The sequence below is a fragment of the Nonomuraea sp. NPDC001831 genome, assembly GCF_042892035.1.
In the GTDB taxonomy this organism is placed as follows: domain Bacteria; phylum Actinomycetota; class Actinomycetes; order Streptosporangiales; family Streptosporangiaceae; genus Nonomuraea.
The window spans coordinates 300,625-326,206 of sequence record NZ_JBIATU010000002.1; the positions used below are offsets into that span (position 1 = coordinate 300,625).

The following is a 25,582-nucleotide window of genomic DNA, read 5'->3' on the forward strand; positions in this document are numbered from 1 at the left end:
GGTCGGCGTCGGTGAAGCTACTTGCCCGTGGCCTTCTTGCCGAAGCGCTTCTCGAAGCGAGCCACCCGGCCGCCGGTGTCGAGGATCTTCTGCTTGCCCGTGTAGAACGGGTGGCAGGCCGAGCACACGTCGGCGTGGATGACGCCGTTCTTCGCGGTGCTGCGGGTGGTGAACGTGTTGCCGCAGGAGCAGGAGACCTGCGTCACGTGGTAATCGGGGTGGATGTCGGGCTTCATGGCTGTCCTTTCGGGCTGCGGCCGCCGGGTCGCCTTCACGCATGGCGTGAACCGGAACCGCAAAATGGTCAGCTACCAGTGTGCCAGATCGTGCAACCTGCCCAGGCCATGGGGCATTCCCGCGATCTTCATGACGCGGCCGCACGCGCCACACTAGGCTCCCTCGCACAAAACCATCACTTTTCCCACAAATGGGACTTAGCCAAAGGATCACCCAACTGATGAAGAGAAGGGTGCGGCTGCTCCTCGCGGCCGCCACGGGGGCCGCCGTTCTCCTCGGAGGCGCCGGTCTCTCGGCCACCGGCGCGTCGGCCTCGGCCCACGCGCTGGCGGACGACTTCGCGGGGGACGCGTCGGCGAGCGCGTACGTCCCGCTGGAGAAGGACGTCGACGCCACCGTCACGCTCAGGCTCAAGAACCCGGGCAACGTGACCAGCGTGACCGGCTCCATCGAGCCGCCCGGCAAGTCGGCCAGGACGGTGTCGTTCGACTTCACGCCGAGCACCTCCACCACCACCCCGACCCCCACCCCGTCCCCGGCGACCGAGAAGACGGTCACCGGCAAGTGGACGATCACCAAGGACGACCCGGCGGGCGACTGGAAGCTCACCGTCAACGTCGCCCGCAGCGGCTCGAGCTACTCCACCCCGTTCACCGTCAAGGTCTCCGGCAAGCAGGGCATCTCCGGCGCGAACGTCACGCCCGACCCCGTCCAGCTCGTCAAGGGCAGGGACACCAAGGTCACGGTCGAGGCGTCGGTGAAGGACGCGGGCACGGTCTCGGCCAAGCTCGTCAGCGACACCACCAGCGAGTACTACGACCTCGGTGCGCTGGCCCAGGAGTCGGACGGCTACTACCGCGGCGTCACGTACTTCACCGACGACACCACCGAGGGCGACTGGACCCTTGAGGTGTACGCCACCCGCGGCGGCCAGACGCTCAAGGGCGAGGCGTCGTTCTCGGTCGTCGCCCCGACCGGCGGCGCGTCCAAGAAGGCCAAGACCAGGGTGACGATCTCGGCGCCGAACAAGGTCACCAAGGGCCGCGCGTTCAAGGTCTACGGCAAGGTCTACCGCGGCGCCAAGGCGTACAAGAACAAGATCGTGGAGGTGTACTTCAAGACGAAGGGCACCAAGACGTACAAGTTCATGGGCTACGCCAAGGCCACCTCGGCCGGCAAGTACAGCAAGACCTTCAAGGCCAAGAAGGACGGCTACTTCCAGGTCAAGGTGCCCGGCACGAGCAAGACGCGCACCTCCCTGTCGCCGCAGGAGTTCGTGGACGTGAGGTAGCGGGTACGGCCCGCATCCCCAACCCCGGGTGCAGGCCGTATCAGCGACCCAGATACGTCAGGACGGCGAGAACCCGCCGATGGTCCTCGGGCGCGGGCCCGAGGGCCAGCTTGGCGAAGATGCCGGACACGTGTTTCTCCACCGCCCCTTCGGTGACGACCAGCCTGGAGGCGATCGCGGTGTTGGAGCGGCCCTCGGCCATCAGCGCCAGGACCTCGCGCTCCCGGGGGGAGAGCAGGTCGAGCGGCGCGCCCCTGCGCCTGCGGCTGAGCAGTTGCACGACGACCTCAGGATCGATCACCGTGCCGCCCGCCGCCACCTCGCGCACCGCCTCCATGAACTCGGCCACGTCGGCCACCCGCTCCTTCAGCAGGTAGCCGACGGCCTTGCCGATCAGCTCGCCCGCGTAGCGCTCCTCGACGTACTGGGACAGGACCAGGATCGGGAAGTCGGGCCTGGCCTCGCGCACCCGCAGCGCCGCCTTCAGCCCCTCGTCGGTGTGGGTGGGCGGCATGCGCACGTCGACGATCGCCAGGTCGGGCTCGTGTTCGTGGACGGCGGCCACCAGCGCGGGCCCGTCGGAGACCGCCGCGACGGTCTCGAAACCGCCGTCGGCGAGCAACCGCGCCAGCCCCTCGCGCAACAGTACGGAATCCTCGGCGATGACCACGCGCATGTGCACATGACTACCATTCGCAGGGCAGCTCCGCACGCACGATCGTCGGCCCCCCGACGGGGCTGTGCAGCACGAGCACGCCGTCGATGGTGGCCGCCCGGTCGGCCAGGCCCGACAGCCCGCCGTCCGGCGTGACGACGGCGCCGCCGATGCCGTTGTCCCACACGTCCACGACCACGCCGCGGTCGCCCTCGAACACCGCCACCGACGCCTCCGTCGCGCCCGAGTGCTTGGCGAGGTTGGTCAGGGCCTCGGCGACGATGAAGTACGCGATGCTCTCCACCGCGGCGGGCGGCCGTTCGGCCAGTTCGACGGAGACGTCCACGTGCACCGGGGCCCGCGCGGCCAGCCCGGACAGCGCCGCGTCGAGCCCGCGGTCGGTGAGGATGGCCGGGTGGATGCCGCGGGCCAGGTCGCGCAGCTCGGCGATGGCCGCCTTGGTGCCCGCGTGGGCCTGGACGATCAGCGTCCTGGCCTCCTCCGGCTCGGTGTCGAACTTGGCCTGCGCCCGTCCGAGGTCCACCGCCACCGACAGCAGCCGCTGCTGCGCGCCGTCGTGCAGGTCGCGCTCGATCCTGCGGCGTTCGGCCTCGGCGGCGTCGATCCCCCTGGCCCGGCTGGCCCGCAGCCGCTCCTCCTCGCTGCCGCCGAGCAGCACCGTGGCCAGGGTGCCGTGCAGCCAGGCCATGCCCCGTACGAGATAGGCCGTCACGACCAGCAGCGCCACTCCGGCCGCGCCCGCCACCAGCACGCCCGCCCAGTCGTCGATGATCAGGCCGGTGCGCCCGTCGCTCAGGACGTACAGGACGCGGGCCAGGGGCGCGAGGAGCAGCACCGCCGTCGCCGTCCACAGGGCGAGCGACAACGCGGACTCGACCAGGCCCAGCGGGAGGAGCATGAGGAGGTAGCCGAGGTCCTGCCAGGTGGCCTTGTCGCCCAGCAGCCAGGTGAGGTGCGCGAGCAGCCCGCCCTCGGGCCGGTTCCGGTACGGGTCGGCGATCCGCACCCCGAACGCCGCCCCCATCAGCCGCCGCTCCAGCATCGCCCCGCCGCGCCACATCAGCACGGTCGCCATCGTCAGCGGCAGCCCCACCCAGACGATCACCAGCGGCACCGCCACCGTCGTCGCCATGGCCACCACGACGAACCAGACCAGCCCGAACCCCGCGCTGACCAGCAGGTACGGAGCCGCCCGCCAGGTCATCGGGTCCACCAGCACCCCTAACGGCCCCTTCGGCCCGAACCGCACCCTGTCCTTCAGCCTCACCGATCGCATGCCCCCAGCCTGCCGGGCGCCGCGGACGGGGTGAATGGAGCAGACGTCCGATCCGCAGGTGGGGTTAACCCCACCCCGCGCCCTGACATGCGAAAGGGGCGGCGGGAGAACCTCCCCGCCGCCCCTCAAGGCGCGTGGCCGCTAGTCGCGGTCGTTGCTCACCGTGGTCTTCTGCACCTGCAGAAGGAACTCGGCGTTGGACTTGGTCTCCTTCATCTTCTCCAGGAGAAGCTCCAGAGCCTGCTGCATGTCCAGAGCGTGCAGCACCCGCCGCAGCTTCCAGACGATCTGCAGCTCCTCCTTGGCCATGAGGATCTCTTCCTTACGCGTGCCGGACGCGTCGACGTCGACCGCGGGGAAGATGCGCTTGTCGGCCAGGGAGCGGTTGAGCTTGAGCTCCATGTTGCCGGTGCCCTTGAACTCCTCGAAGATGACCTCGTCCATCTTGGACCCGGTCTCGACCAGGGCCGTGGCGAGGATCGTCAGCGAGCCGCCGTTCTCGATGTTGCGCGCGGCGCCGAAGAAGCGCTTCGGCGGGTAGAGCGCCGTGGAGTCGACACCACCCGACAGGATACGACCGGAGGCCGGGGCCGCCAGGTTGTAGGCGCGGCCGAGACGCGTGATCGAGTCGAGCAGGACGACCACGTCGTGGCCCAGCTCCACCAGGCGCTTGGCGCGCTCGATGGCCAGCTCGGCGACCGTGGTGTGGTCTTCGGCCGGACGGTCGAAGGTCGAGTGGATGACCTCGCCCTTGACCGACCGCTGCATGTCGGTGACCTCTTCGGGACGCTCGTCCACGAGCACGACCATCAGGTGGCACTCGGGGTTGTTGCGGGTGATCGCGTTGGCGATCGCCTGCAGCACCATCGTCTTGCCGGCCTTCGGCGGCGAGACGATCAGACCACGCTGGCCCTTGCCGATCGGCGAGACCAGGTCGATGATCCGCGTGGTGAGGATGTTGTGCTCGGTCTCCAGGCGCAGGCGCTCCTGCGGGTAGAGCGGCGTCAGCTTGTTGAAGTCGGGCCGGTTGCGGGCCTGCTCCGGGTCCATGCCGTTGACGGTGTCGAGGCGGACCAGGGCGTTGAACTTCTCGCGGCGCTCGCCGTCGCGCGGCTGGCGCACCGCGCCGGTGATGACGTCGCCCTTGCGCAGGCCGTTGCGGCGGATCTGGGCCAGCGAGACGTAGACGTCGTTGCTGCCCGGCAGGTAGCCGCTGGTCCTGACGAACGCGTAGTTGTCGAGGATGTCGAGGATGCCGGCGATCGGGATGAGCACGTCGTCGTCGCCGATGACGGGCTCGGTGCTGTCGAAGCGGTCACGGCCGCGGCCGCGGTTGCGCTCCCTGAAGCGGCCCCTGCGGCCACGCCCGCGCTCGTCGTCGTCGCCGCCGCGCTGGTCGCGCTGGTCGCCGCCGCGCTGGTCGCCGCCGCGCTGGTCACCCCGCTGGTCGCCACGCTGGTCGCCACGCTGGTCACCGCGCTGGTCGCCCCTGCCGCCGGCGTCCGTGGCGCGCTGGTCGCCGCGGCTGCTCTCGGCACGGCCGCCCTCACCGCGGTCGGCACGGTCGCCGCGCTCGCCGCGGTCGCTGCGCTCACCGCGCTCACCGCGGTCGCTGCGCTCGCCACGCTCACGGCGCTCGCCGCGGCTGCGCCGCTCGCGGCGGCTCTCGCGCTCGCCCCGCGTGTCGGCCTGACCGGCGTCCACGACCTGGGCCTGCTGCTCGACGGCCGGCTCGGCCGGCGCGGCCACGGGCTCGGGGGCCGCGGCCACCGGCTCGGCGGCCTGCGGTGCGGCCTCGTCGGCGGGCTTGGTGCGGGAACGTTCCCTGCGCGTACGGGTGGGCCGCTCGGCCACGGGAGGCGCGGCCTCCGTCAGGACGGGCGCCGCCTCGACCGCGGCCGCCGCCTGAGCGCCGTCTCCGGAAGCGCCACCCTGCTTCTCCTGGATGGCCGCGATGAGCTGGCTCTTCCGCATGCGCCCGGTGCCGCTGATGCCCAGCTCAGCGGCCATCTTCTGCAGCTCGGGCAGCACCTTGGCGGACAGGCCGGTGCCGGAGCGACGCGCACGAGGCTTGGCCGCGGCGCGGGTGGGGGTGTCGCCGGACGCGGGCTGAGCGCCTGGTGCGTCGGAGAGGAGTTCGGTGGTGTCGCTCAACTAAAAGGTCCTTCCCAGGGGTCGGGCGCCGGTTTTGTTCTGCCGGGCGTCCCGGAGGTGCTTGCGACCCGGCGGGACAGACCGGGTCGGGGTGCACGTTGCGATCTTCGGCTGTCGCGGACGGCCGCCACTCTTGGGGAGGGGTTCGTCCAGGCCGCCACAGGACCGTGGCGCGTGGCTGACACCCCCCAGATTGCTGTCGCCAACCAGATGTCGATGTGCGTCGAACGCGCAGGTCCCCGTCGTCGCCGCCTCACGTTGGGCCAACCGGGTGTGGGCCAACCGGAGGCAACGGATTCCGGGGAGACAGCCGCGCTGCTCACGCCTCGCGACGTGAAGCATGATGCAGCGATGTATGGCTGACAAGCACGCACCCACCAAGGGGGCATCTGGTGCGGCTATCAGCCTAACATCACCAGCGCACACGGCTATTCCCTGAAGGTCTAAAGAGGCATCAGCGTGTCTCGGGGAACTGAACGTTCGCACCAACCGGGTCGACGTCCATTTGCTGGATGTGCCAGTCATTACCCACTTCTGGCGCGATCAAATCCTGCGTATCCGGTGACGAAAACGCAAGAACCGTGGGACCCGCCCCCGAAACGACCGCGGGCACGCCGACTGCACGCAGACGTTCTACCAGACGCGCGCTCGCCGGCATGGCAGGCGCGCGATAGGGCTGGTGGAGACGGTCTTCGGTGGCGGCGAGCAGCAGCTCTGGTTCCGGCCGCGAGGTCAGCGCGGCGATCAGCAACGCGGCCCTGCCGGCGTTGAAGGAGGCGTCCTTGTGGGGCACGTCCTTCGGCAACAGCCCCCGAGCGGTCTCCGTGGCCAGCCGCGTCGAAGGAACGACGGCGACCGGGCGGACCCTCTCGTCGGGGGCCAGCTTCACCATACGCGGTACTCCCGCGTGGTCGGTCCAGGCCACCGTCAGGCCCCCGGCCAGGCACGGAGCGACGTTGTCCGGGTGGCCCTCCATCTCGGTGGCCAGCGCGAAGACCTCGTCGTCGGACAGGCCGCCGTCGCTCAGCGCGCGGGCGGCCAGGATGCCGGCGCAGACGGCGGCCGAGGACGAGCCCAGGCCGCGGGCGTGCGGGATGCGGTTGACGCAGCGCAGGTCGATGCCCGCGGGCTGCGGCGCCCCCATGCGGGCGTACGCCTCGCGCATCGCCCGGACGACGAGGTGTCCCTCGCCGAGGTCGACCTCGCCCGCGCCTTCGCCCTCCACGCTCACGCGCACGCCGGGCTCGGCGGTGAGCGTGGCCTCCACGTCGTCGTAGAGGGTGAGCGCCAGGCCGAGCGCGTCGAAGCCCGGCCCCAGGTTGGCCGACGTGGCCGGCACGCGGATTCGCACCGTCGTCATCAGTTCACTGTTCCCTTGTCATTCGCTCACTGCCCGTGCGCCTCTCAGGCGAGGTTGAGCGCCGCGGCGGCGGCGTGCACGTCGATCGGGATGACCACCGGGGCGGGCGCGCCCGAGATGGCCCAGTCGGGGTCCTTCAGGCCGTTGCCGGTGACGGTGCAGACGATGCGCTGCCCGGCCGCCACGAGCCCCTGGGAATGCGCCTGGAGCAGCCCCGCGACGCTCGCCGCCGAGGCCAGCTCCACGAACACGCCCTCCTCCTGGGCCAGCAGCTTGTACGCCGCCGCGATCTGCCGGTCGGTCACCGCCTGGATGACGCCGCCGGACTCGTCGCGGGCCGCGGTGGCCAGGCCCCAGGACGCCGGGTTGCCGATGCGGATGGCGGTGGCGATCGTGTGCGGGTGGGTCACCGGGGCGCCCTCGACGATCGGCGCGGCGCCGCTGGCCTGGAAGCCGAACATGCGCGGACGCTTCGTCGAGACGCCGTCGTCGGCGTACTCCTGGTAGCCCATCCAGTAGGCCGAGATGTTGCCCGCGTTGCCCACCGGGATGCAGTGGATGTCGGGGGCGTCGCCGAGCGCGTCGACGATCTCGAACGCCGCCGTCTTCTGGCCCTGCAGCCGGAACGGGTTGACCGAGTTCACCAGCGCGATCGGGTAGCTGGAGGACAGCTTGCGGGTCATCTCCAGGCAGTCGTCGAACGACCCCTCGACCTGCAGCAGCGTGGCCCCGTGGACGAGCGCCTGGGCCAGCTTGCCCATCGCGATCTTGCCCTTCGGCACCAGCACGGCGCAGGTCAGCCCCGCGCGTACGGCGTAGGCCGCCGCGGAGGCCGAGGTGTTGCCGGTGGAGGCGCAGATGACCGCCTTGGCGCCCTCTTCGACCGCCTTGCTGATGGCCATGGTCATGCCACGGTCCTTGAAGCTGCCGGTCGGGTTCGCGCCCTCGACCTTGAGAAAGACCTCGCATCCCGTCAGCGCCGACACGCGGTGCGCCGGGACGAGCGGGGTGCCGCCTTCGAGGAGCGTGACGACGGGCGTCTTCGTGGTGACCGGAAGACGCTCTCGGTACTCCTCGATGAGGCCACGCCACGACCTGCCCATGATGACTCCCTACCTGCGGTGTTGGCCACCGAGTGTACGGGGTGCGCGACGCGGACGCGGAGCCGAGTCCATTGGGTGGACAGGTACGTGGACAGGTCGTTGGACAGCGCCACTATTCAGGAAATTCTCAGCATCTCCCGATAAGGTCTCGGCAGGGGGTCACCATGAACGCGCGTCCTGCTTTGAGGCAGAACGACTATTCACCAGTAGTGCCGCCGGAACTCGGGGGCTGGTCGCCGGGGTTGTCCGTGAGCGTGGTGATACCGGCGCACGGCGGGCAGGACAAGCTGGACCTGACGCTGGCCGCGCTGGCCGCGCAGACGTACCCGGACCATCTCATGGAGGTCCTGGTCGTCGACGACGGCAGTGCGCCGCCCATCCGGCTGCCGGAGATCCGGCCGGTAAACACCAGGATCGTCCCGGTACGCGACGGCTGGGGGATCTCCAACGCGGTCAACACCGGCGCCAAGGCCGCCGACGGGGAGATCATCCAGCGGCTGGACGCCGACATGGTCGCCTGCCGCGAGCACATCGAGGCCCTGGCCCGCTGGCATCACGTGACCGACTACCTGGTCACGATCGGGATGAAGAAGTTCGTCGAGGCGCCGCCGGTCACCCCGCGGCAGGTCTACGGCGCCGGGCGCCTGGACGAGGTGTTCGACCTGGCCGGGGCCGTGTCGAGCTCGACCGAGGCGACGATCGAGAAGACCGACGGGCTGCGCAGCAGCCGCAATCCGTACCACGTGTGCACCGGGCCGACCTTCGCCCTGCCCCGCGAGGTCTTCGACGCCGTGGGCGGGCTCGACCCGACCGTGGTGCGCGGCGAGGACACCGAGTTCTCCTACCGGCTGGCCATGCACGGCGTGGTGTTCGTGCCCGACCCGGCCGCCCAGGCGGTGCACCTCGGACTGCCGGCGCAGCACCGCGACCGGGAGCGGGCCGTGCGGGCGGTGGAGCCGTACCTGGCGCACCGGATCCCGCTCCGCCGGGACCTGCGCAAGGACCGCGGGCGGCGGTGGCTGGTGCCGTACGTGGAGATCGTGCTGGACGTCACCGACACCTCCGAGTCTGTGGTGCGGCGCGCGGTGACGGCGGCCCTGGACGGCAAGCTCCAGGACGTCGTGCTGACACTGGTGGGCCCGTGGTCGCGGCTGGACGACGGGCGGCGCGCGGTGCTGTCGGACCCCTGCTTCGAGCTGCGGCTCATGCGCGACCTGTTCGCGCACGACGAACGCATCCGGCTCATCGACGAGGCCGCCCCCACGCCCGCGCCCACGCCGTTCCGCTACCGGGGCCCGGTGGACGTGCCGCTGCACCGGGCGACGCTGGAACGCATGGTCGAGTCGGTGCAGAAGGACCTGACCGGGGTGCTCGTCGTCGACCTGCCCGACGGGCGCACGGCCCGGCTCGAACGCACCTCGGCGCTGGGCCGGGCGCTGCTGCTGGCCGGCCCCGGCGCCGACCTCGACGACGTCATCGACACCACCCACGGCGTACGGCACGAGCCGCCGGACCGCTACTGGCCCGCGCCGCCGCAGCCGGAGCCGGTCACCATCCCCGCCACGGTCGCGGTGCCGGCCGAGTCCGCCGACAACACCCTGTTCAGGCGGCTGAAGTCGGCCCTGCGCCCGAACTGACCACCGCGCGACGCGGTCAGCCGCGCAGACGGCGGCCCAGCGCCCGTTTCATCGTGGCCGACAGCAGGGTGCGCAGGCTCTGCTGGGCGCGGTTCGCCGCGGCGAGCTGGCGGCGCAGGGTGCTCACGTCGCGCCGCAGCTCGACGGCCGTCCTGCGCCACCGGGTGGCCTCGTCCCGCCACTTGGTCACCTGGGCGCGCAGGCGGTCGGCCTCCGCCGCCAGCCGCTCGGTCTCGGCCTGGGCCTCCAGCCGCGCCCGGTACGCCCCGCGCCGCCCGATCAGCGGCGCCGCCTCCGTGGTGAACCCGTAGGTCTCCCCCTCGACCCAGGACACGCCGGACACGGCGTCCACCACGTCGTCGAGGTCGCCGGGCTCACCGTGCTCACCGGGGTGGTCGGCGGCCACCATGCGGGCCCTGGCGAAGGCCGAGCAACGTTCCAGGCGGGCCGCCACGACACCCTGCGACGACTCCCGCAGCAGCACGGCGACCAGGCCGAGGCCCTCGTCGCGGGCCAGGTCGAGCAGGCGGGCGAGGGTGTCCTCGCCGGGGATCCAGCCGGGCGGCAGGCGCAGCACGAACGGCGTGGCCGGGTCCACCTCCTCGGCCGTGGCCAGGCGCACCCGTCCTTCGTGCAGGTAGTGGCCGTGGACCAGGGCCAGGTCGAGGGCGGGGTCCTTGAGCGGGGAGCGGTGCTCGCGCTCCAGGTCGTCCCAGGGGCCGAGCAGGAGCACCGACAGGTCGGGAACGGTCCCGGCGAGCAGGGCGTCGACCGTCGCGCGCACGCTGTCGTAGCCGGCCGTGCCGTCCACGACGGCGGTGACGTACGGGATCTTCCACTGGCGGGACGGATGGGAGCGCAACCACCGGTACGCCGGGATGCGGTCGGCCACGAACGCGTGGCTCACCCGGTCGATGGACTCCTTGTCGCGCATGCGCATGGTCGGGCCCAGATGGTAGGCGCGGGCGCGCGGCTCGGGCACGAACACCGCGCCCGCCTGGCCCAGCCGGTAGCCCATCTCGGTGTCCTGGCCGAGGATCAGCTCGTCGTCCATGGGGCCGGCGGCCTCGATCAGGCGGGCGCCGACCGAGGTCGCGCCGCCGACGTGCAGGCTGAAGGGACGCTGGGGGTTGGCTGTGAGGCCGTCGGTGCGTTCGACGAGGTCGACGATCCAGGTGTGCGGCTCGGCGGGCTCGAAGTGCTCCTCCAGGTCGGCGGGCAGCTCGGCGGGCAGCTCGGCGTCGGTGAACCTGATGTAGCCGGTCACGACCAGGTAGGGGGCCGTGTGGTGCCAGCGCATGTGGGCCTCGATCGCGCCCGGGGTGAGGACGACGTCGGAGTCGAGCCAGTGGATCACGTCGCCGGTGGCCTCGGCCAGGCCGGCGTTGCGGGCGTTGGCGCGGCCGGGCCGGTCGCAGACGATCAGGCGGGTGCCCTCGGGGCGGACGGCGGGCAGCCGCAGGGGCGGCAGGCTGCCGTTGTCCACGACGATGACCTCGGTGAGGGCGGCCGGGTAGGTCTGGCGGGCGAGGCCGGCCAGCACCAGGTCCAGCTTGTGCTGGCCGCCGTAGGCCGGGATGATCACGCTGACGGTGAGCGACGGGGTGAGGTCCTCGCCGGGCCGCAGCACGCGATAGTCGTTGCCGCGCACCGGCGGCTTCTGGCCGTTGTTCATGCGGCTTCCATCAGCAGGCTCGGCCGGAAGCCGTGCCATTGGTTCGTGGCGATCCGGACGAAATGGGCCAGGGGCAGCTGCCAGGTGTGCTCCTCGGTGAGACCCCTGCGCAGGACGTAGCCGAGGCCGTGCGTGCGATAGGTGCGCGCGCCGATCTTTTGCGCCGCTTTCAGGAACTCCAGATCGACCGCACGCGGGAGCGCAGGAAACCCTCCAATTTCCCGAAATTTCGCGCTTTGGAGCAAAATTGTGCCTCCAGCTACGTGATCCGCCCAAACCTCGCTAGGGTACGCCGCTCCGCTCGCGAACGTCGTCCGCCGGATCGTGGCGCGCAACGGCTCCAGGTAGAAGAACTCGGCCGTCGTGCCCACCACGTCGGCCCCCGCGTACGAGCGGGCCATGAGCAGGTCGGACAGGTGGCAGGGGCCGTACCAGTCGTCGTCGTCCCACTTGGCGAGGTAGTCGCCCGAGGCCAGGGCGGCGGCCCGGTTCAGCACCTCGCCGAACGGCACCGTCCGGTCCGCCTCGACCCACCTGACGGGCAGCGAGCACGCCTCGACGGCCGCGCGTACCTGCTCGAACGCCACCCCGTGCAGCCCGAGCAGGACCTCGGCCTCGACGCCCCGCTGCCGCTCCATCTGCGCCAGCGCCGCGCCGACCAGGGCGGGCCGCTTGGTCGACATGACGATGCTGACCGTCGCGCGAGGGGGCCGGTGGACCAGCCGCCGCAGCCGTACGCTGTGCTCCTCGCGCCGCAGGTCGGCCAGGGAGCGCGCGGTGCCGTCGGCGGGCTCGGCGAGCCAGTCGCGGTCGGTGAGCAGCGCGGCCAGGTCGCCCGGCACCCAGGCGGGGGCGTCCTGGGCGGTCAGCGGGATCCCGGCGCCGGCCAGCTCGGTCAGGCCGTCGAGCGGCACCGGCGCGGCGGGCCAGTCGATCTCCAGCCCGCGCCGGGGACGCAGCTCGGGCACGTCGGGCGGCCCGCCGTCCACCTGCCATCCGTCCGCCCAGTGCAGCCGGGCGAACCCCTTGCCCGGCGTACGCGTGAAGCCGCAGGGGGTGACGGACATGGACGATGCTCCTCGACCGGACGGGACTGGATCGGCGCCTACCTTACGCCCGTTTTTACACGTCAGTAGACAGACAGGCAGGTATCGCATGGCGGGCGGCACGGGTCCCGAGGCGGCGGTTCCCAGTTTTCCTCCAGGAACTTATGGCACGGTAGTGGTCAGGTTTTATTAGGGTGGCAAATATCCCGCCCATCCTCCTATGCCCGACTAGTCGTGACTATGAAAGGTTTGCGCGGATGCTCTCGCCCCGCCGACTGGCAGCGGCCGCCGCACTTCTCTCAGTCGTGGCCGCCGGGGTGCTCACCCTCCTCGTCCTGGCCGGCCTGCTCACCCTCGGCGCGGCGGCGGCCGTCGCGGCGTTCGCGGTCACGCTGGCCGCCCTCGCCCTGCTGCTGCTCACCGTCCGCCGCGTGGACGGCAAGGCACACCGGATCGACCTGCGCATGAAGAAGCACGAGGCCGAGCTCGCCCGTGCGACGACCGCGGTCAAGAACCTCGAATCCCGGCTGGAGCTGCTGGTCCAGGCGGTCGAGGAGTCGGCCGCGCGGCGGGCCGACGACATCGGGGCGATCCTCGCCTCGCTCGGCGAGGACCGCGTGAACGCCATGACCAGGGCCCGGGAGGTCGAAGAGCTGCGCGAGGAGGTTCGCGCGCTGGCCAAGGGCCTGGCATGACCCGCGTCCGGCACAACGACTACGGGGTGCTGCGCCCGCCCGCGATCGGGGACTGGACGCCCGAGCTGCGCGTGTCCGTGGTCATCCCGGCCTACGACTGCCAGGAGGCGCTGGAGCGCACGGCGTCCGCGCTGGCCGCGCAGACCTACCCGGCCGAACTCGTCGAGATCGTGGTCGCCGACGACGGCAGCACGCCGCCGGTCGAGCTGCCGGGGGCCCGCGTCGTACGGGTGACCGGCGGCTGGGGACGCGGCGCGGCCCGGCAGACCGGGCAGCTGGCCGCCACCGGCGAGGTGATCCACTGGCTGGACTCCGACATGATCCTGGCCCCCGACCACCTTGAGGCGCACATGCGCTGGCACCACCTGCTCGACCACGCGGTGGTGATCGGCGACATCCGGTTCGTGACGGCCCCCGGCGAGGAGGGCACGCAACCGGAGTACACGCGCAGGACCCTGGAGTCGACCCGGATGCTGAAGGACGCGGGGACGAGCGCGTACCTGCTGCACACGGGGGCCTCCACGTCGGTGCGCGCCGAGTTGCTGCGCGCGGCCGGCGGCGTGGACGCCTCGCTCAACATGGCCGAGGACACCGAGCTGGGCTACCGGCTGGCCCAGGCCGGCGCGGTGTTCGTGCCCGATCCGCAGGCCAGGGCGTGGCACGTCGGGCCGTCCACGGTGATGTTGCGGGAGAAGGAGGTGCACCGGCACAACTGGTCCTTCCTGGGCGATCTCGTGCCGGATCTGCGCTGGCTGCGCGGCCATCCCCGGCGTCACTGGCGGGTGCCGTACGTGCGGGTCGTGGTGCGCGCGACCACGTACGAGGAGACCCGGGCGAGCGTGGACGCGGCGCTGGCGGGCACGCTGCCCGACGCCGCGGTCACCGTCGTCGGCCCCTGGGGCCGGCTGACCGGCGAGCGCCGGTCCAGCCTCGACGACCCGCTGCTGGACCTGCGGCTGCTGCACAACCTGTACGCCCACGAGCCGCGCGTCACGTTCGCGGAAAGCGAACCGGTCAGCGCGGCCCCCACCCCGTTCCTGCTGCGGCTGCCCCCCGGATGGGTCCTCGGGGCCGACACCCTGGCCGGGCTCGTGCGACTGGCCGACGAGGACGTGCTGGGCCTGCTCTGCGTCGCCCTGGCCGAGGACGCGGACGGGGTCGTGGCCGCCCGGCTGGAGCGCACGGCCGCCTTCGCCCGCGCCGCACGCTTCGACGGCCCCGCCGACGACCTGGTGGACGAGCTGTTCGGCGTCCTGTGGGTCGAGGGCGGCGAGCACGGCTTCGGCACCGCCGCGGAGCCGCCGCCGCTGGGCGGCGACGCGGCCAAGTGGCGTGCGCTGGCGGCCCGGCGGCTGGCGGAGTCCAAGGAGCTGCGGGCCCAGGTCGAGCGGCTCTCCGCCGAGGTCGAGCGCCTGTCCCGCGCGCAGGACGAGGAGGACCCCGCTCCCGGGCCGCTGAGCTCCCTGATCCGGCACCTGCGGAGCGCCGGGTGAGCGCAGAGCGGCGGACGGTCACCGCGCTGCTGGCCGAGCTGCCGGACGCCCGCGTGTTCCTGGCCGGCATCGAGGGCCACACGTTCCCGGTCGACGGCGAGGGCGGCGAGGGCCGCGCCGGGCTGCCCGCCGGCGCCGTGGACCTGGACCGGGACCTGCTGGAGCCGCCCGCCGAGCCGGAGTCGGCCGACCACGTCCTCGTGCTCGCCAGGACGCCCGCCGACCTGCGCAGGGTGGCGACCCTGCACAAGCTGCTCCCGCTGGCCGGGCGGGTGGTGGTGTGCGTGCTCGACGCCCCCGCCTCGCACCCGGCCCCGGTGCCCACGCCGACCCCCGCCCACCGCTGGCGCTCGCTGACCGACCTGCGGGTCTACCAGCCCAGGAGCCGGGTGTGGGTGGTGGACGCCCGCTTCTCGGCCGCGACGCCCGCCGGCCGTACCGTGACGGCCACCGCCCGCGCCTTCGCCGGTCACCGCCTGGACGTGATCGCCGCGCCCGCCGCCGGCATCGCCGGGATCGGCTCGGCCGACTGGCGTCCCGGCGACCCGAACGCCACGCCCGCCGAGGTGAGCGGCCCGGTCCCCGAACGCGTCGGCGCCCCCGGCAGCGACGTCGTGCTGCGCACGCTGGGCGACGTCGCCCTGCGCGGCCTGCCCGGCGACGCCCTGCGCCCGCCGGGCGACAGCCGGGTCCCGGACGCGCCCCCCGCCCCGACGCCGGGCGGGTCCGCCGAGCCCGGCGGGATCGGCTGGGCCGGCGATCAGGCGCCCGTCGAGCGGCCCACGATCGTCGCGGCGAGCTGGGAGAGCATCGGGCGTCCCGGCGGGGCGGGGTCGCCGCTGGCCGATCCCGACGTGCTCGGCGAGCCGTCGATGGTCCCGCCCGTGGACGAGCGCCTGGTGAACCCCCAGGGGTTCGTGACCACGCCGTCCCGGGGCATGGCCGCGCTGGCCGAGCGCGACGGCCGCTGGTCGGTGCTGCTCGACGGCAAGGTCGTGACGACGTTCGCCGAGTCGGGCGGGGTCACCGACGCCGACGTGGCCAGGCTCCGGCAGATCCGCGGCGTCGAGGTGAGCTGGCAACATCCGCACAGCGGCCCGCTGGCGGCCGTGCGGGTGCTGGCGGGGCTGGCCGCCGCCGGGGTGCCGCTGGTCACCGGGGCCGTGCCGCGCTGGGCGGGCGCTCTCGGCGACGAGCTGGTCGCGCTGCTGCCCGCCGCCCCCGACCTGTCCGACGAGCTGCGGCGCGAGGAGCACAGCATCCGGCTGCGCCGGGCCGCCCTGCGCACCCACGGCGTGGCGGCGCGGTGGGAGCAGCTCGGCGCGCCCGCCCCCGCTCCCCCGCTCACCTCCGTCCTGCTGGCCACCCGGCGCGCCGAGATGGTGCCGTTCGCCCTGCGCCAGATCGCCCGCCAGCGCGACGCGCAGCTTGAGGTGGTGCTCGCGCTGCACGGCGTCCCCCGGGAGCACCCCGACGTCGCCGCCGCCCTGGCCGCCTTCGCCGGCCCGCTGACCGTGTACGAGGCCGACCCCGCGGCCGTCTTCGGCGAGGTGCTGAACGAGGCCGCCGCCAGGGCCTCCGGCTCGTTCCTGCTCAAGATGGACGACGACGACTGGTACGGCCCCGACTTCCTGGCCGACCTGCTGCTCGCCCACGCCTACTCGGGGGCGCAGGTGGTCGGCACGGTGCCCGAGTTCGTCTACCTGGCCTCGATCGACGTCACCGTGCACCGCAGCCAGGTCACCGAGCAGATCACCAGCTTCGTGGCGGGCGGCACGATCCTGGTGGAACGGTCGGCGTTCCAGGCCGTGGGCGGCTTCCGGCCGCTGCGCCGCTCGGTGGACACCCAGTTCCAGGAGGCCCTCCAGGCGGCGGGCGGCCAGATCTACCGCACCCACGGCCTGGGCTACATCCTGCGCCGCGGCCCGGCCGCCGCCCACACCTGGCAGGAGCCGATCGGCACGTTCCTGCGCCGCAACCGGCGCCAGTGGCGCGGGTTCCGCCCGAACGCCCTGATGGAGCTGGAGGGGAGCAGCCGCCCATGACCGTCCCGCGCATCCGTGGCAACGACTTCGGCGTCCTCGACCCGCCCGAGCTGGGGGCCTGGGAGCCGGAGCTCGCCGTCACGGTCGTCATCCCGGCGCACGACCGCCAGGAGACCCTGGACCTGACGCTCGCCGCCCTGTCCGCGCAGAGCTACCCGGCGCACCTGCTCGACGTGATCGTGGTGGACGACGGCAGCGCCACCCCCATCCGCCTGCCCGGCCTCGCCCCCGGCGGCACCAAGCTGATCTCCAGCCCTCCTGGCGGCTGGGGGCGCGCCTGGGCCGTGCAGGCGGGCCTGGACGCCGCCGCCGGCGACGTCGTCCTCGTGCTGGACGCCGACATGGTCCCGCACCGGCGGCACGTCGAGGCCCAGCTCCGGTGGCACCACCTGGCCCCGTACGTGGTGGTGCTCGGCTGGATCGACTTCACCTCGGCCGGCGAGCCGCCCACGCCGGAGCAGGTCGTCCGGGCCCTTAACGCGGGCGCCGAGGACGACCTGTTCCCCCTGTCGCCGCACCGGCACGACTGGGCCGAGAAGATCATCCACGATCACGACGGCCTGCGCACGGCGTCCGGCGCGACGGCCGCCCGCGTGCACGTGGGGGCCACGGCGTCGTACCCGGCGGCGCTGCTGCGCTCGATCGGCGGCCTGGACACCTCGCTGGTGCTGGCCGAGGACACCGAGCTGGGGTACCGGCTCGTGCAGGCGGGGGCGGTGTTCGTCCCGGACCCGCAGGCGCGGGCCTGGCACGTCGGCCTGCCGACCGCGATGCGCGACGTCGCGGCGTTGAAGCGGTACAACGACCCGTACGTGGCCGACCGGGTTCCCTACCGGCGGTATCTGCGTACGGATCCGGGGCGGCAGTGGCTGGTGCCGTACGTGGAGGCGGTGGTGGCGGCGGACGGCTACGAGGACACCCGCGCCACCGCCGACGCCCTGCTCGCCTCCTCCATCCCCGACGTGCGCCTCACCCTCACGGGCCCCTGGACCGCACTGCCCACCGGACGCCGCTCGCCCCTGCGCGACCCCGACCTGGACCTGCGCCTGCTCAAGGCCACCTTCGAGCACGACCCGCGGGTCCGCCTGGCCAGCGAACCGCCTCCTGGGCCGCCTTTTGGGCCGCCTTTTGGGCCGCCCGCCGGCACGACGGCCCCCTTCCGCCTGACCGTGCCGCCCGGCTGGACCCTCTCCCCCGGCACGCTCGAACGCCTGATCGCCCACCTGGACGAGCACGACCTCGGCAGCCTGTGCCTGGCCCTGGACGAGACCCCGCAGGGCGTGGTCGCCGCCCGCCTCGACCGTACGGCCGCCCTGTCCAGAGCCGCCCTGGTCGCCGCCCCCGGCGACCACCCGGACGACCTGATCGACGCCCTGTACGGCCTGGAATGGGCGGACGGCGCGTCGTGGGGCCTGCGCCGCCGCCCCGACGTCTACCCGCCGCGCAGGCCGCCGGTCGCGGAGCTCGCCCTGCTCACCGCCCGCCACGAGAAGGACCTGGCCCTCCACCGCAAGCGCGTCGCCGCCCTGCGCGCCGAGCTCGCCCAGCTGCGCCGGGAGGCCGCCAAGAACGGCAGGGACGCCTCCCGCTGGCGGGAGAAGGCCGAGAGCTGGCGGCGGGAGGCGGTGCGCCTGGCCCGCGAACAGGACCGCACGGTCCTGAAACGCGCCGTCCGCCGCGTCCGCGACCTGGCCTTCCCCGCCCACTGACCGGGCGGGGCGGGCGTCAGTCGTCGCCCTCCACGCGCATCACGCCGGCGACCGCGCGGACGATGTCGAGCTCGCGCAGCCCCTCCATGGTCGCCGTGAGGGCCGCGTCGGTGGCGCGGTGGCTGACGATGACGAGCTGGGCGTCGTCGCCGTGCCCCTCCTGGCGGACGGTCTGGATGGACACGTCGTGCTTGGCGAACAGGTCGGCCACCCGCGCCAGCACGCCCGGCTTGTCGGCCACGTCGAGCGCCACGTGGCAGCGCGTCACCGTGTCGCCCATCGGGTGGACGGCCAGGTCGGCGTAGGTGGACTCCTCGGGCCCGTGGGTGCCGGCCAGCCGGTTGCGGCCGACGGCCACGAGGTCGCCGAGCACGGCCGAGGCCGTCGGCGCGCCGCCGGCGCCCTTGCCGTAGAACATGAGCTGCCCGGCCGACTCGGCCTCCACGAACACCGCGTTGTACGCCTCGCGCACCCCGGCGAGCGGGTGGGTGCGCGGGATCATCGCCGGGTGCACCCGCACGCCGAACGAACGGCCGTCGTCGGAGCGCTGGCAGATGGCCAGCAGCTTGATGACGTAGCCCATGGCCTTGGCGGAGGCGACGTCGGTCGCGGTGATCTCGGTGATGCCCTCGCGGTGCACCTTGTCGGCGGTGACCCGGCTGTGGAAGGCCAGGCCGGCCAGGATCGCGGCCTTGGCGGCGGCGTCGAAGCCCTCGACGTCGGCCGTCGGGTCGGCCTCGGCGTAGCCGAGCGTCTGGGCCTCCTCCAGGGCGTCGGTGAAGGACGCGCCCGTGCTGTCCATCTTGTCGAGGATGTAGTTGGTGGTGCCGTTGACGATGCCGAGCACGCGCTTGACGTGGTCACCGGCCAGCGACTCGCGCAGCGGGCGCAGCAGCGGGATCGCGCCGGCGACGCTGGCCTCGAAGTAGAGGTCGCCGCCGCCCCGGCGGGCCGCCTCGTGCAGGGCCGAGCCGTCCTCGGCCAGCAGGGCCTTGTTGGCGGTGACGACCGACTTGCCGCGTTCGAGGGCCGCCACGATGAGCGTGCGGGCCGGCTCGATGCCGCCGATCACCTCGACGACGATGTCGATGTCGTCGCGGGTGACCAGGGACTCGGCGTCGGTGGTCAGCAGCGCCGGGTCGACCTCGATGTCGCGCTTGCGCCCGAGCCTGCGCACGGCCACGCCGGCCAGCTCCAGCGGGGCGCCGATGCGCGCGGCCAGGTCGTCGGCCTGCTCGTGCAGGAGCCTGATGACCTGCGAGCCGACGACGCCGCAGCCCAGCAGAGCCACTTTCAGCGGTTTCACAGCTGCCCCCTCAACAGGTCGTCCTCGGTCTCGCCCGCCACGATCACCCGGGCCGCGCCGTCGGCGACGGCGACCACGGCGGGCCTGGGCAGGTAGTTGTAGTTGCTGGCCAGCGAGCGGCAGTAGGCGCCGGTCGCGGCCACGGCGACCAGGTCGCCGGGCGCCAGGTCGGCGGGCAGGTGGCAGTCGCGCACCAGGATGTCGCCGCTCTCGCAGTGCTTGCCGACCAGGCGGCTGAGCATGGGCGCGGCGTCGCTGGCGCGGCTCACCAGGGCGGCGGTGTACTCGGCGCCGTAGAGGGCGGTGCGCACGTTGTCGCTCATGCCGCCGTCGACGCTGACGTACGTGCGCAGCCCCTCGACGTCCTTGACCGTGCCGACCTCGTAGAGGGTGATGCCGCCCGGGCCCACGATGGTGCGGCCCGGCTCGACGGTCAGGCGCGGCACCGGCAGGCCGGCGTCGGCGCAGACCTTGGTGACGATCTCGCGCAGGCCGTCGGCCAGCTCCTTGATGTCGGGGGCCTCGTCGCCCTCGACGTAGGCGATGCCGTAGCCGCCGCCGAGGTCGAGCTCGGGCAGGACGACGCCGTGCTCGTCCTTGATCTGCACCAGCAGCGTGGCCAGCCGTCGCGCGGCCACCTCGAAGCCGGCGGTGTCGACGATCTGCGACCCGATGTGGGAGTGGAGGCCGACCAGGTCGAGCTGCGGCAGCGCGAGGATGCGGCGCACGGCCTCGGCGGCGGCGCCGGTGTTGAGCGACAGGCCGAACTTCTGGTCGTCGTGGGCCGTGGCGATGAACTCGTGGGTGTGGGCCTCGACCCCGGTGGTCACCCGGATCATCACCTTGGGCCGCTTGCCGAGCTGCTCGGCGAGGTAGCCCAGGCGGGCGATCTCCTCGTAGGAGTCGACCACGATGTGCCCGACGCCGCACTCGAGGGCGCGGGTCAGCTCGGCCTTGGACTTGTTGTTGCCGTGGAGGGTGATGCGCTCGGGCGGGAAGCCGACGCTGAGCGCCACCGCCAGCTCGCCGCCGCTGGCGACGTCGAGCCCGAGGCCCTCGTCGGCCAGCCAGCGCACGATCTCCTTGCACAGGAACGCCTTGCCCGCGTAGTGGACGTCCGAGCCCTGGAAGGCCGTGGCGTAGTCGCGCATGCGTGAGCGTACGTCGGCCTCGTCGAGGACGTAGAGCGGCGTGCCGAACTCGCGGGCCAGGTCGCGCACGTCGACGCCGCCGACCGTGAGCGTGCCGTCGGTCCGGGTCGACGTTCGGGGCCAGATCGCGGGGTCGATCCGGTTGAGGTCGGCGGGCGCCATCGGCGGGCGCTCGTGGGGCAGCATCTCGGCGTGCCGGTCCCCGGCTGGATGGACGAAGCTCACCCGATCGAGGCTATCGGAACCGCCGCCCCTCCCAGGACCGCTGCCCACGTATCGAGACGCGATCAAGGTCAACAAGCAACATTTTCACGATTTTTCGCGCTTTAGCCGGATATTTTACGATCCATCACAATCTTTCCGGCCCAACCAGTACCCCCCGGACGGCCTCCGCCAGCCGCAACCGCGCCGTGTGCACCGGCCGGACCGGCTCGTCCCCCATCGGGACGGCGGGGGCGTGCTCGTGGGCGTCGTGGTAGGCCAGCGCCAGCCGGACGGAGAAGGCGTCCCAGCCGGGGTCGCGGCTGACGGCGCGTCCGGGCAGCTCGGCCAGCACCCGCAGCACCCGGCGGTCGTGGGGGCCGTCGAGCAGCTCGGGCCGGAAGCCGGTGAGCGGCACCCCCAGCTCCCCGGCCCACCGCCGCACCGCGCAGGCGCGGGCTCGGGCGTACCGGACGACGAAGCCGGGGTTGTCCCACGTGCGCGGGAAGTCGGGCCAGCCGGGCTCGGGCAGGACGGGCGGGTCCAGGGACTCGACCAGCCGTCCCGGCACGTCCACGACGATGCGCAGGAAGCCGTTCGGCCGCGCCCGCGCCTCGGCCACCCCGTCGACCGCCCGCACCCGCGCGGCCAGCTCGTCCGGCGGGACGCGGCGGCGCAGCGCGGCGGCCGACACGTAGACGGCCTCGCGCTCCCAGGTGCCCTCGGGCGCCGGCGGCTCCCCCAGCACCTCCTCCAGCGACTGGGCGAGCAGGTCGGTCATCGACTCAGCGTAGGCGTCAGATCAACGCGTGCGGCTCCGCGGAGCCGTACTCGACCAGGTGGGCCGCGCCGAGCAGCCAGCGGTCCTCGTCGCGCACCCGCACGTAGCCGAACCGGTCGGCGGAGAACACCTTGACGCCGTCGGTGCGGCACTGGCGCATCATGACCTCGTCCCAGCCCTCGGTGAGGTCGGCGAAGCCCACCTCGCGCAGGGCGTTCCTGCGGGCGAGCAGGGTGGCCCCGGCGATCTCGGGGAGGTAGGAGTACTCGGCCTCGGGCTGCTTGAGCAGGGTCGCCTGGGGCTTGCGCAGGTGGGCGTAGAAGGCGGCCTTTCCGACGATGTCGGCCGTGCTGAACAGGAAGGCCCGCCGCAGGTCGGACAGGTAGTGCGGGCCGTAGACGTCGCGCGGGTCCATGACCGCGACCAGGTCGGCCTCGCACAGGTCGAGGCCCTTGGCCAGCATCGCGCCCTCGCTCATGGCCGGGTGGGGCCGCCGGTACAGCACCTCGGCGTCGGTCAGCACGTCGCGGGCGCGCAGCTCGGCCTCGGGCGGCCCGATGACGATCACCTGGGCCACGCCGGACTGCCTGGCCACCTGGGCCAGCGCGTGCTCCATGCGCGACGGGTCGAGGATCGGCAGCAGCACGGAGGTGTCGAGGGTGGCGCGGGCGCTGGGCAGGCCGATGGCCTCCAGCAGCTCGTCCACGCGCTCGGTCATCGTCCCCGTGTCGTAGGCCCGGCGCAGCGCCACGTGCGCCCGCCGCGAGTCCGGCTCGGTGCCGATCGGCGTGCCGCAGGCGGCGATCTCGGCCAGCCGCCACTGCGGCGTGCCCGGCGGGCAGTCGGCCGCGGCCGGCCAGCGGTAGGAGGTGAGCACGTCGGGATAGGCCAGGTGCGGCGGCAGGAGCTGGTCGAGCGTGAGCACCCGGTCGACCCGTCCGCCGGCCAGCGGCAGCGGGTTGTGCACCCGGGGCTGCACGCCGAAGTGCAGGCGCGGCCACGGGACCGTGGTGTCGGCGGTGAAGCGGTGCTCGAACAGCTCGGCCGCGGCGGCGTAGTCGGCCACGTCGCCCTGGGTGTGCCAGAAGACGGTGCGGATGCCGCGCTCGGCGCACCAGGCCAGCAGCGCCCGCAGCCCCTCGCCCGGCTCGCCGGTCAGCTCCTCCAGCCACGGCCCCTGCGTGACGGACTCCACCACGAGCAGGTGGGGCACCTCCAGCGGCAGCACGCGGGCGAAGTCGCGCGGCGTGAACCCGGTCGTCTGCCGCCACTCGTAGCGCAGCAGCGCCTCGACGTGCGGATCGGCGACGACGGCGGCGGTCAGGTGCGGCCGGGTGTTGGGCCCGGTGGGAATCCGGTACGGCTTGAGCTTGAACGACGCCCCACCCAGCGTCCTGGTCGTGCTGGTGGCCTGGAACGACGCCCCCGGACGCGCCTCCTTGGCCCCCTGGACGGCCGCCGGCCGGCGCTTGGGCGCGCTGGGCCGCTTGACCGGCCTGGCCGCGCCCCTGAGCCCCTTGGCCAGGCGCATCGGGTTGTTCTTGCCGCTCTTGATGGCGTCGCCGAGCCGGTTCCAGCGGGCGACCTTGATCGAGGACAGCTTCCAGTTGGCGACTTCGGCCTGGAAGCGCTGCTCGGCCAGCTCCTTGCGCAGCCGGTCGGCCGCGGCCCGCTCGGCCTCCAGCCGCTCCTCGGTCTCGCTCAGCTGCTCGGCCAGCTTCCTGGCCTCCTCGGCGCTCTGCTCGGCGGCCGCCAGCCTGGACTGCGCGGCGTCCAGCAGCCTGGCCAGTTCGGCCGCGCGCTCGGCCTGCGCGACAGCATCCCGCAACGCCCGACGCGTGCTCTCCAGCTCGGTAGACAACCGGACCTCCGCTCTCTTAGCCCGGCAAAGGATACTCTTTTGCAGGAAGCGTCTCGAAGGGATGAGATCCGGTGCAGTTCAACGTGCGACCCTACGTATGCGGCGCTCTCGGCCGGATCGACACCTCCATACTGGGCAAACTCACCGCCGCGGGCCCCAAGGTGCGGCCCGCGCTCCAGACGGACGAGGCCGCGCTGTTCAGCTCCGCGCCGCTGCCGCCGTACCACCGGGCGGGCGGCGCGTTCGCGTTCTCGTGGGGCGAGCGCAAGCCGGCCGCCGCCGAGGACTGGATGACGGTCGCGGAGACGTATGAGACGCCCGGGCTGATCGGCGACGGCGCGCGGGTGACGCTGCACGCGGGCGCGCTCGGCCTGGTCGACGTCTACTACGTGCGCGAGGGCGACGCGGTCTACTTCTCCTCGCTGATCCAGCCGCTGCTCAGCCTGGTGCCCATCGAGATCGATTGGGCCGCATGGGCCTCGATCATCCAGGTGACGTTCCCGCTGGGCGAGGCGACCCCGTACCGGGAGGTCAGGCGGCTGCCGGGGTCGAGCGCGCTGGTGTTCGAGCACGGCCGGCTGGCCACCGAGCGCCGGTTGCCGCGCTGGCTGCGCACGGAGCCGTACGAGGCGTGGACCAGCCCCGAGGAGATCGTGGAGCTGCTGCACCACGTCTACGAGGACTACGACGGCCGCAGGCTGCTCGTGCCGGTCAGCGGCGGCTACGACTCGCGCCTGCTGGCCAGCGTGGCCGTGGCCCGCGGCGCCGACGTCGAGTCGTGGACCACCAGCCCCGACGACGGCACCGACACCGACATCGCCTTCGCCAGGGCGATCACCCGCGAGCTGGGCATCCCGCACCGGGTCGTCACCCAGGACGCCGCCGCCTACCCCGCCGACGCCGCCGAGGTGGCCCGCCGGCTGGAGTACCTGACGCCGCACCACGCCTGGTACGCGCCGTTCGCCAAGGAGGTGCACGGCTCGGGCCGCATCCTGGTCGACGGCCTGGCCGGTGGCCCGCTGCTGAAGAACTTCATGGTCAGCGGCGCCGCGCTGGAGGCCAGGACGCAGGCCGAGCGGTCGGCGGCGCTGCTGGGCTCGCTGTCGCTGGGCGCGCCCACGCAGCCGTTCCTGTCCAAGGCGGCCGCGCAGTGGATGGAGGAGACCGTGCGCGAGCAGTTCGCGGCGGCCACCTCGATGCTCCACGGCCACCGGGCCGAGCTGCCGCTGTCGGTGCTGCACACCAGGACCGTGCGCGGCATCGCGCGTTCGGCGGTCAACCTGGTGGGGCCGGAGGCGTCGTTCGCGGCGCCGTTCATCCATCCCGCCTTCTTCGACGCCGCGCTCAGCGTCGGCGTCGCGCGCAAGGACAAGGGCCGCTTCTACCGCGAGGTGCTGCACGCGGCCAACCCGAGGGTGGCCGCGCTGCCCTCCACGAACGTGGTCAAGCAGCCGCTCCAGCGGGTGCCCCTGCGTTCCACGGCCGCGCCGGCGCGGGCCTATTCCCACGCCATGCTGGAAGTCGTGGCCCGCCGCGTGCCCGCGATGCTCTCCGACGAGCTGCACGAGGTGATCGCCGGCGGACCGGACGCGCTGACCCGGTTCAACGGCTGGAACGACCGTTTCTGGGTGCGCGGACTGGTGCTTTTCGGACTCTGGCTGAACGACTTCGAGAACGACCTGCCGGACGTCACCGCACCTTTTTAGTGAACTCTGGGTAACAGGGCGATTACATACGGATCTCGCGGGTATTACACGTCGCACAGCAGAAGCGGGTTCCGGAAAGCCACCGGGCTGGTAGTGTTCGGCCCGTAAGCGCCGCAACAAACGGGCACCAGATCACAAATCCGGTCTCGTTCGAGGGCATGGAGTTCGCAGGGATGACG

The 25,582-nt window shown here is 72.8% G+C and carries 19 protein-coding genes; 7 read left to right on the plus strand and 12 right to left on the minus strand.

Annotated elements, in window-relative coordinates:
* Positions 1-17: 17 nt before the first annotated feature.
* Entirely contained in the window at positions 18-236 is a 219-nt protein-coding gene (rpmE, locus tag ACFYYW_RS06995; RefSeq protein WP_352320396.1) for a 50S ribosomal protein L31, read from the minus strand.
* A gap of 221 nt (positions 237-457) precedes the next feature.
* Here rpmE and ACFYYW_RS07000 point away from each other — a divergent pair, with 221 nt between their 5' ends.
* Positions 458-1,528 carry a hypothetical protein gene (locus ACFYYW_RS07000; protein ID WP_387645995.1) on the plus strand — a complete coding sequence of 357 codons (1,071 nt, stop codon included), beginning with the start codon at positions 458-460 and terminating at the stop codon, positions 1,526-1,528.
* 40 nt (positions 1,529-1,568) lie between these two features.
* On the opposite strand, the gene ACFYYW_RS07005 is transcribed toward ACFYYW_RS07000, so the two are convergent.
* From ACFYYW_RS07005 to thrC, 5 genes are all read right to left on the minus strand, one after another.
* Entirely contained in the window at positions 1,569-2,204 is a 636-nt protein-coding gene (locus ACFYYW_RS07005) for a response regulator transcription factor (RefSeq protein WP_352320392.1), read from the minus strand.
* Positions 2,205-2,214: 10 nt separating this feature from the next.
* On the minus strand, positions 2,215-3,480 hold the full coding sequence (locus ACFYYW_RS07010) for a sensor histidine kinase (RefSeq protein ID WP_387645998.1): 1,266 nt from the start codon (positions 3,478-3,480) through the stop codon (positions 2,215-2,217).
* Between the two features lie 141 nt (positions 3,481-3,621).
* Positions 3,622-5,634: a transcription termination factor Rho gene (rho, locus tag ACFYYW_RS07015; protein WP_387646000.1), complete on the minus strand. Its 2,013-nt coding sequence runs from the start codon at positions 5,632-5,634 to the stop codon at positions 3,622-3,624.
* Positions 5,635-6,088: 454 nt separating this feature from the next.
* Positions 6,089-6,994, minus strand: coding sequence for a homoserine kinase (thrB, locus tag ACFYYW_RS07020; protein ID WP_352320388.1), 906 nt, complete (start codon positions 6,992-6,994; stop codon positions 6,089-6,091).
* A 44-nt stretch (positions 6,995-7,038) separates the two neighbouring features.
* On the minus strand, positions 7,039-8,097 hold the full coding sequence (gene thrC, locus ACFYYW_RS07025) for a threonine synthase (protein ID WP_352320386.1): 1,059 nt from the start codon (positions 8,095-8,097) through the stop codon (positions 7,039-7,041).
* A 248-nt stretch (positions 8,098-8,345) separates the two neighbouring features.
* Here thrC and ACFYYW_RS07030 point away from each other — a divergent pair, with 248 nt between their 5' ends.
* Positions 8,346-9,734 carry a glycosyltransferase gene (locus tag ACFYYW_RS07030; RefSeq protein ID WP_387646003.1) on the plus strand — a complete coding sequence of 463 codons (1,389 nt, stop codon included), beginning with the start codon at positions 8,346-8,348 and terminating at the stop codon, positions 9,732-9,734.
* Positions 9,735-9,750: 16 nt separating this feature from the next.
* On the opposite strand, the gene ACFYYW_RS07035 is transcribed toward ACFYYW_RS07030, so the two are convergent.
* Positions 9,751-11,409, minus strand: a complete 1,659-nt coding sequence (locus ACFYYW_RS07035; RefSeq protein WP_387646005.1) for a glycosyltransferase — start codon at positions 11,407-11,409, stop codon at positions 9,751-9,753.
* A complete protein-coding gene (locus ACFYYW_RS07040; RefSeq protein ID WP_387646007.1) occupies positions 11,406-12,476 on the minus strand; it encodes a family 2 glycosyl transferase in 1,071 nt (356 codons plus the stop codon). The genes ACFYYW_RS07035 and ACFYYW_RS07040 overlap by 4 nt, the downstream gene beginning before the upstream one ends.
* Before the next feature lie 236 nt (positions 12,477-12,712).
* Here ACFYYW_RS07040 and ACFYYW_RS07045 point away from each other — a divergent pair, with 236 nt between their 5' ends.
* The 4 genes from ACFYYW_RS07045 to ACFYYW_RS07060 are packed head-to-tail and all read left to right on the plus strand — an operon-like array spanning position 12,713 to position 18,397.
* A complete protein-coding gene (locus tag ACFYYW_RS07045) occupies positions 12,713-13,150 on the plus strand; it encodes a hypothetical protein (protein ID WP_352320379.1) in 438 nt (145 codons plus the stop codon).
* The gene (locus tag ACFYYW_RS07050) at positions 13,147-14,643 is read left to right on the plus strand and encodes a glycosyltransferase (protein WP_387646010.1); all 1,497 of its coding nucleotides are present in this window, start codon (positions 13,147-13,149) and stop codon (positions 14,641-14,643) included. The genes ACFYYW_RS07045 and ACFYYW_RS07050 overlap by 4 nt, the downstream gene beginning before the upstream one ends.
* Complete coding sequence (locus tag ACFYYW_RS07055; RefSeq protein ID WP_387646013.1) at positions 14,640-16,688, plus strand: glycosyltransferase; 2,049 nt, start codon at positions 14,640-14,642, stop codon at positions 16,686-16,688. The genes ACFYYW_RS07050 and ACFYYW_RS07055 overlap by 4 nt, the downstream gene beginning before the upstream one ends.
* On the plus strand, positions 16,685-18,397 hold the full coding sequence (locus ACFYYW_RS07060; protein WP_387646016.1) for a glycosyltransferase: 1,713 nt from the start codon (positions 16,685-16,687) through the stop codon (positions 18,395-18,397). Before ACFYYW_RS07055 ends, ACFYYW_RS07060 begins: the two co-directional genes overlap by 4 nt.
* 16 nt (positions 18,398-18,413) lie before the next feature.
* On the opposite strand, the gene ACFYYW_RS07065 is transcribed toward ACFYYW_RS07060, so the two are convergent.
* The 4 genes from ACFYYW_RS07065 to ACFYYW_RS07080 all read right to left on the minus strand — a co-directional run bounded on the left by ACFYYW_RS07065 (position 18,414) and on the right by ACFYYW_RS07080 (position 23,697).
* A complete protein-coding gene (locus tag ACFYYW_RS07065) occupies positions 18,414-19,703 on the minus strand; it encodes a homoserine dehydrogenase (RefSeq protein ID WP_352320372.1) in 1,290 nt (429 codons plus the stop codon).
* Positions 19,700-21,040 (minus strand): diaminopimelate decarboxylase, encoded by a 1,341-nt coding sequence (gene lysA / locus ACFYYW_RS07070; protein ID WP_387647279.1) that lies wholly within the window; start codon positions 21,038-21,040, stop codon positions 19,700-19,702. Before lysA ends, ACFYYW_RS07065 begins: the two co-directional genes overlap by 4 nt.
* A 163-nt stretch (positions 21,041-21,203) precedes the next feature.
* Entirely contained in the window at positions 21,204-21,836 is a 633-nt protein-coding gene (locus tag ACFYYW_RS07075; protein WP_387646018.1) for an anticodon-binding protein, read from the minus strand.
* Between the two features lie 16 nt (positions 21,837-21,852).
* Entirely contained in the window at positions 21,853-23,697 is a 1,845-nt protein-coding gene (locus ACFYYW_RS07080) for a hypothetical protein (RefSeq protein ID WP_387646021.1), read from the minus strand.
* 83 nt (positions 23,698-23,780) lie between these two features.
* Here ACFYYW_RS07080 and ACFYYW_RS07085 point away from each other — a divergent pair, with 83 nt between their 5' ends.
* Complete coding sequence (locus ACFYYW_RS07085) at positions 23,781-25,403, plus strand: asparagine synthetase B family protein (RefSeq protein WP_387646024.1); 1,623 nt, start codon at positions 23,781-23,783, stop codon at positions 25,401-25,403.
* Positions 25,404-25,582 lie beyond the last annotated feature (179 nt).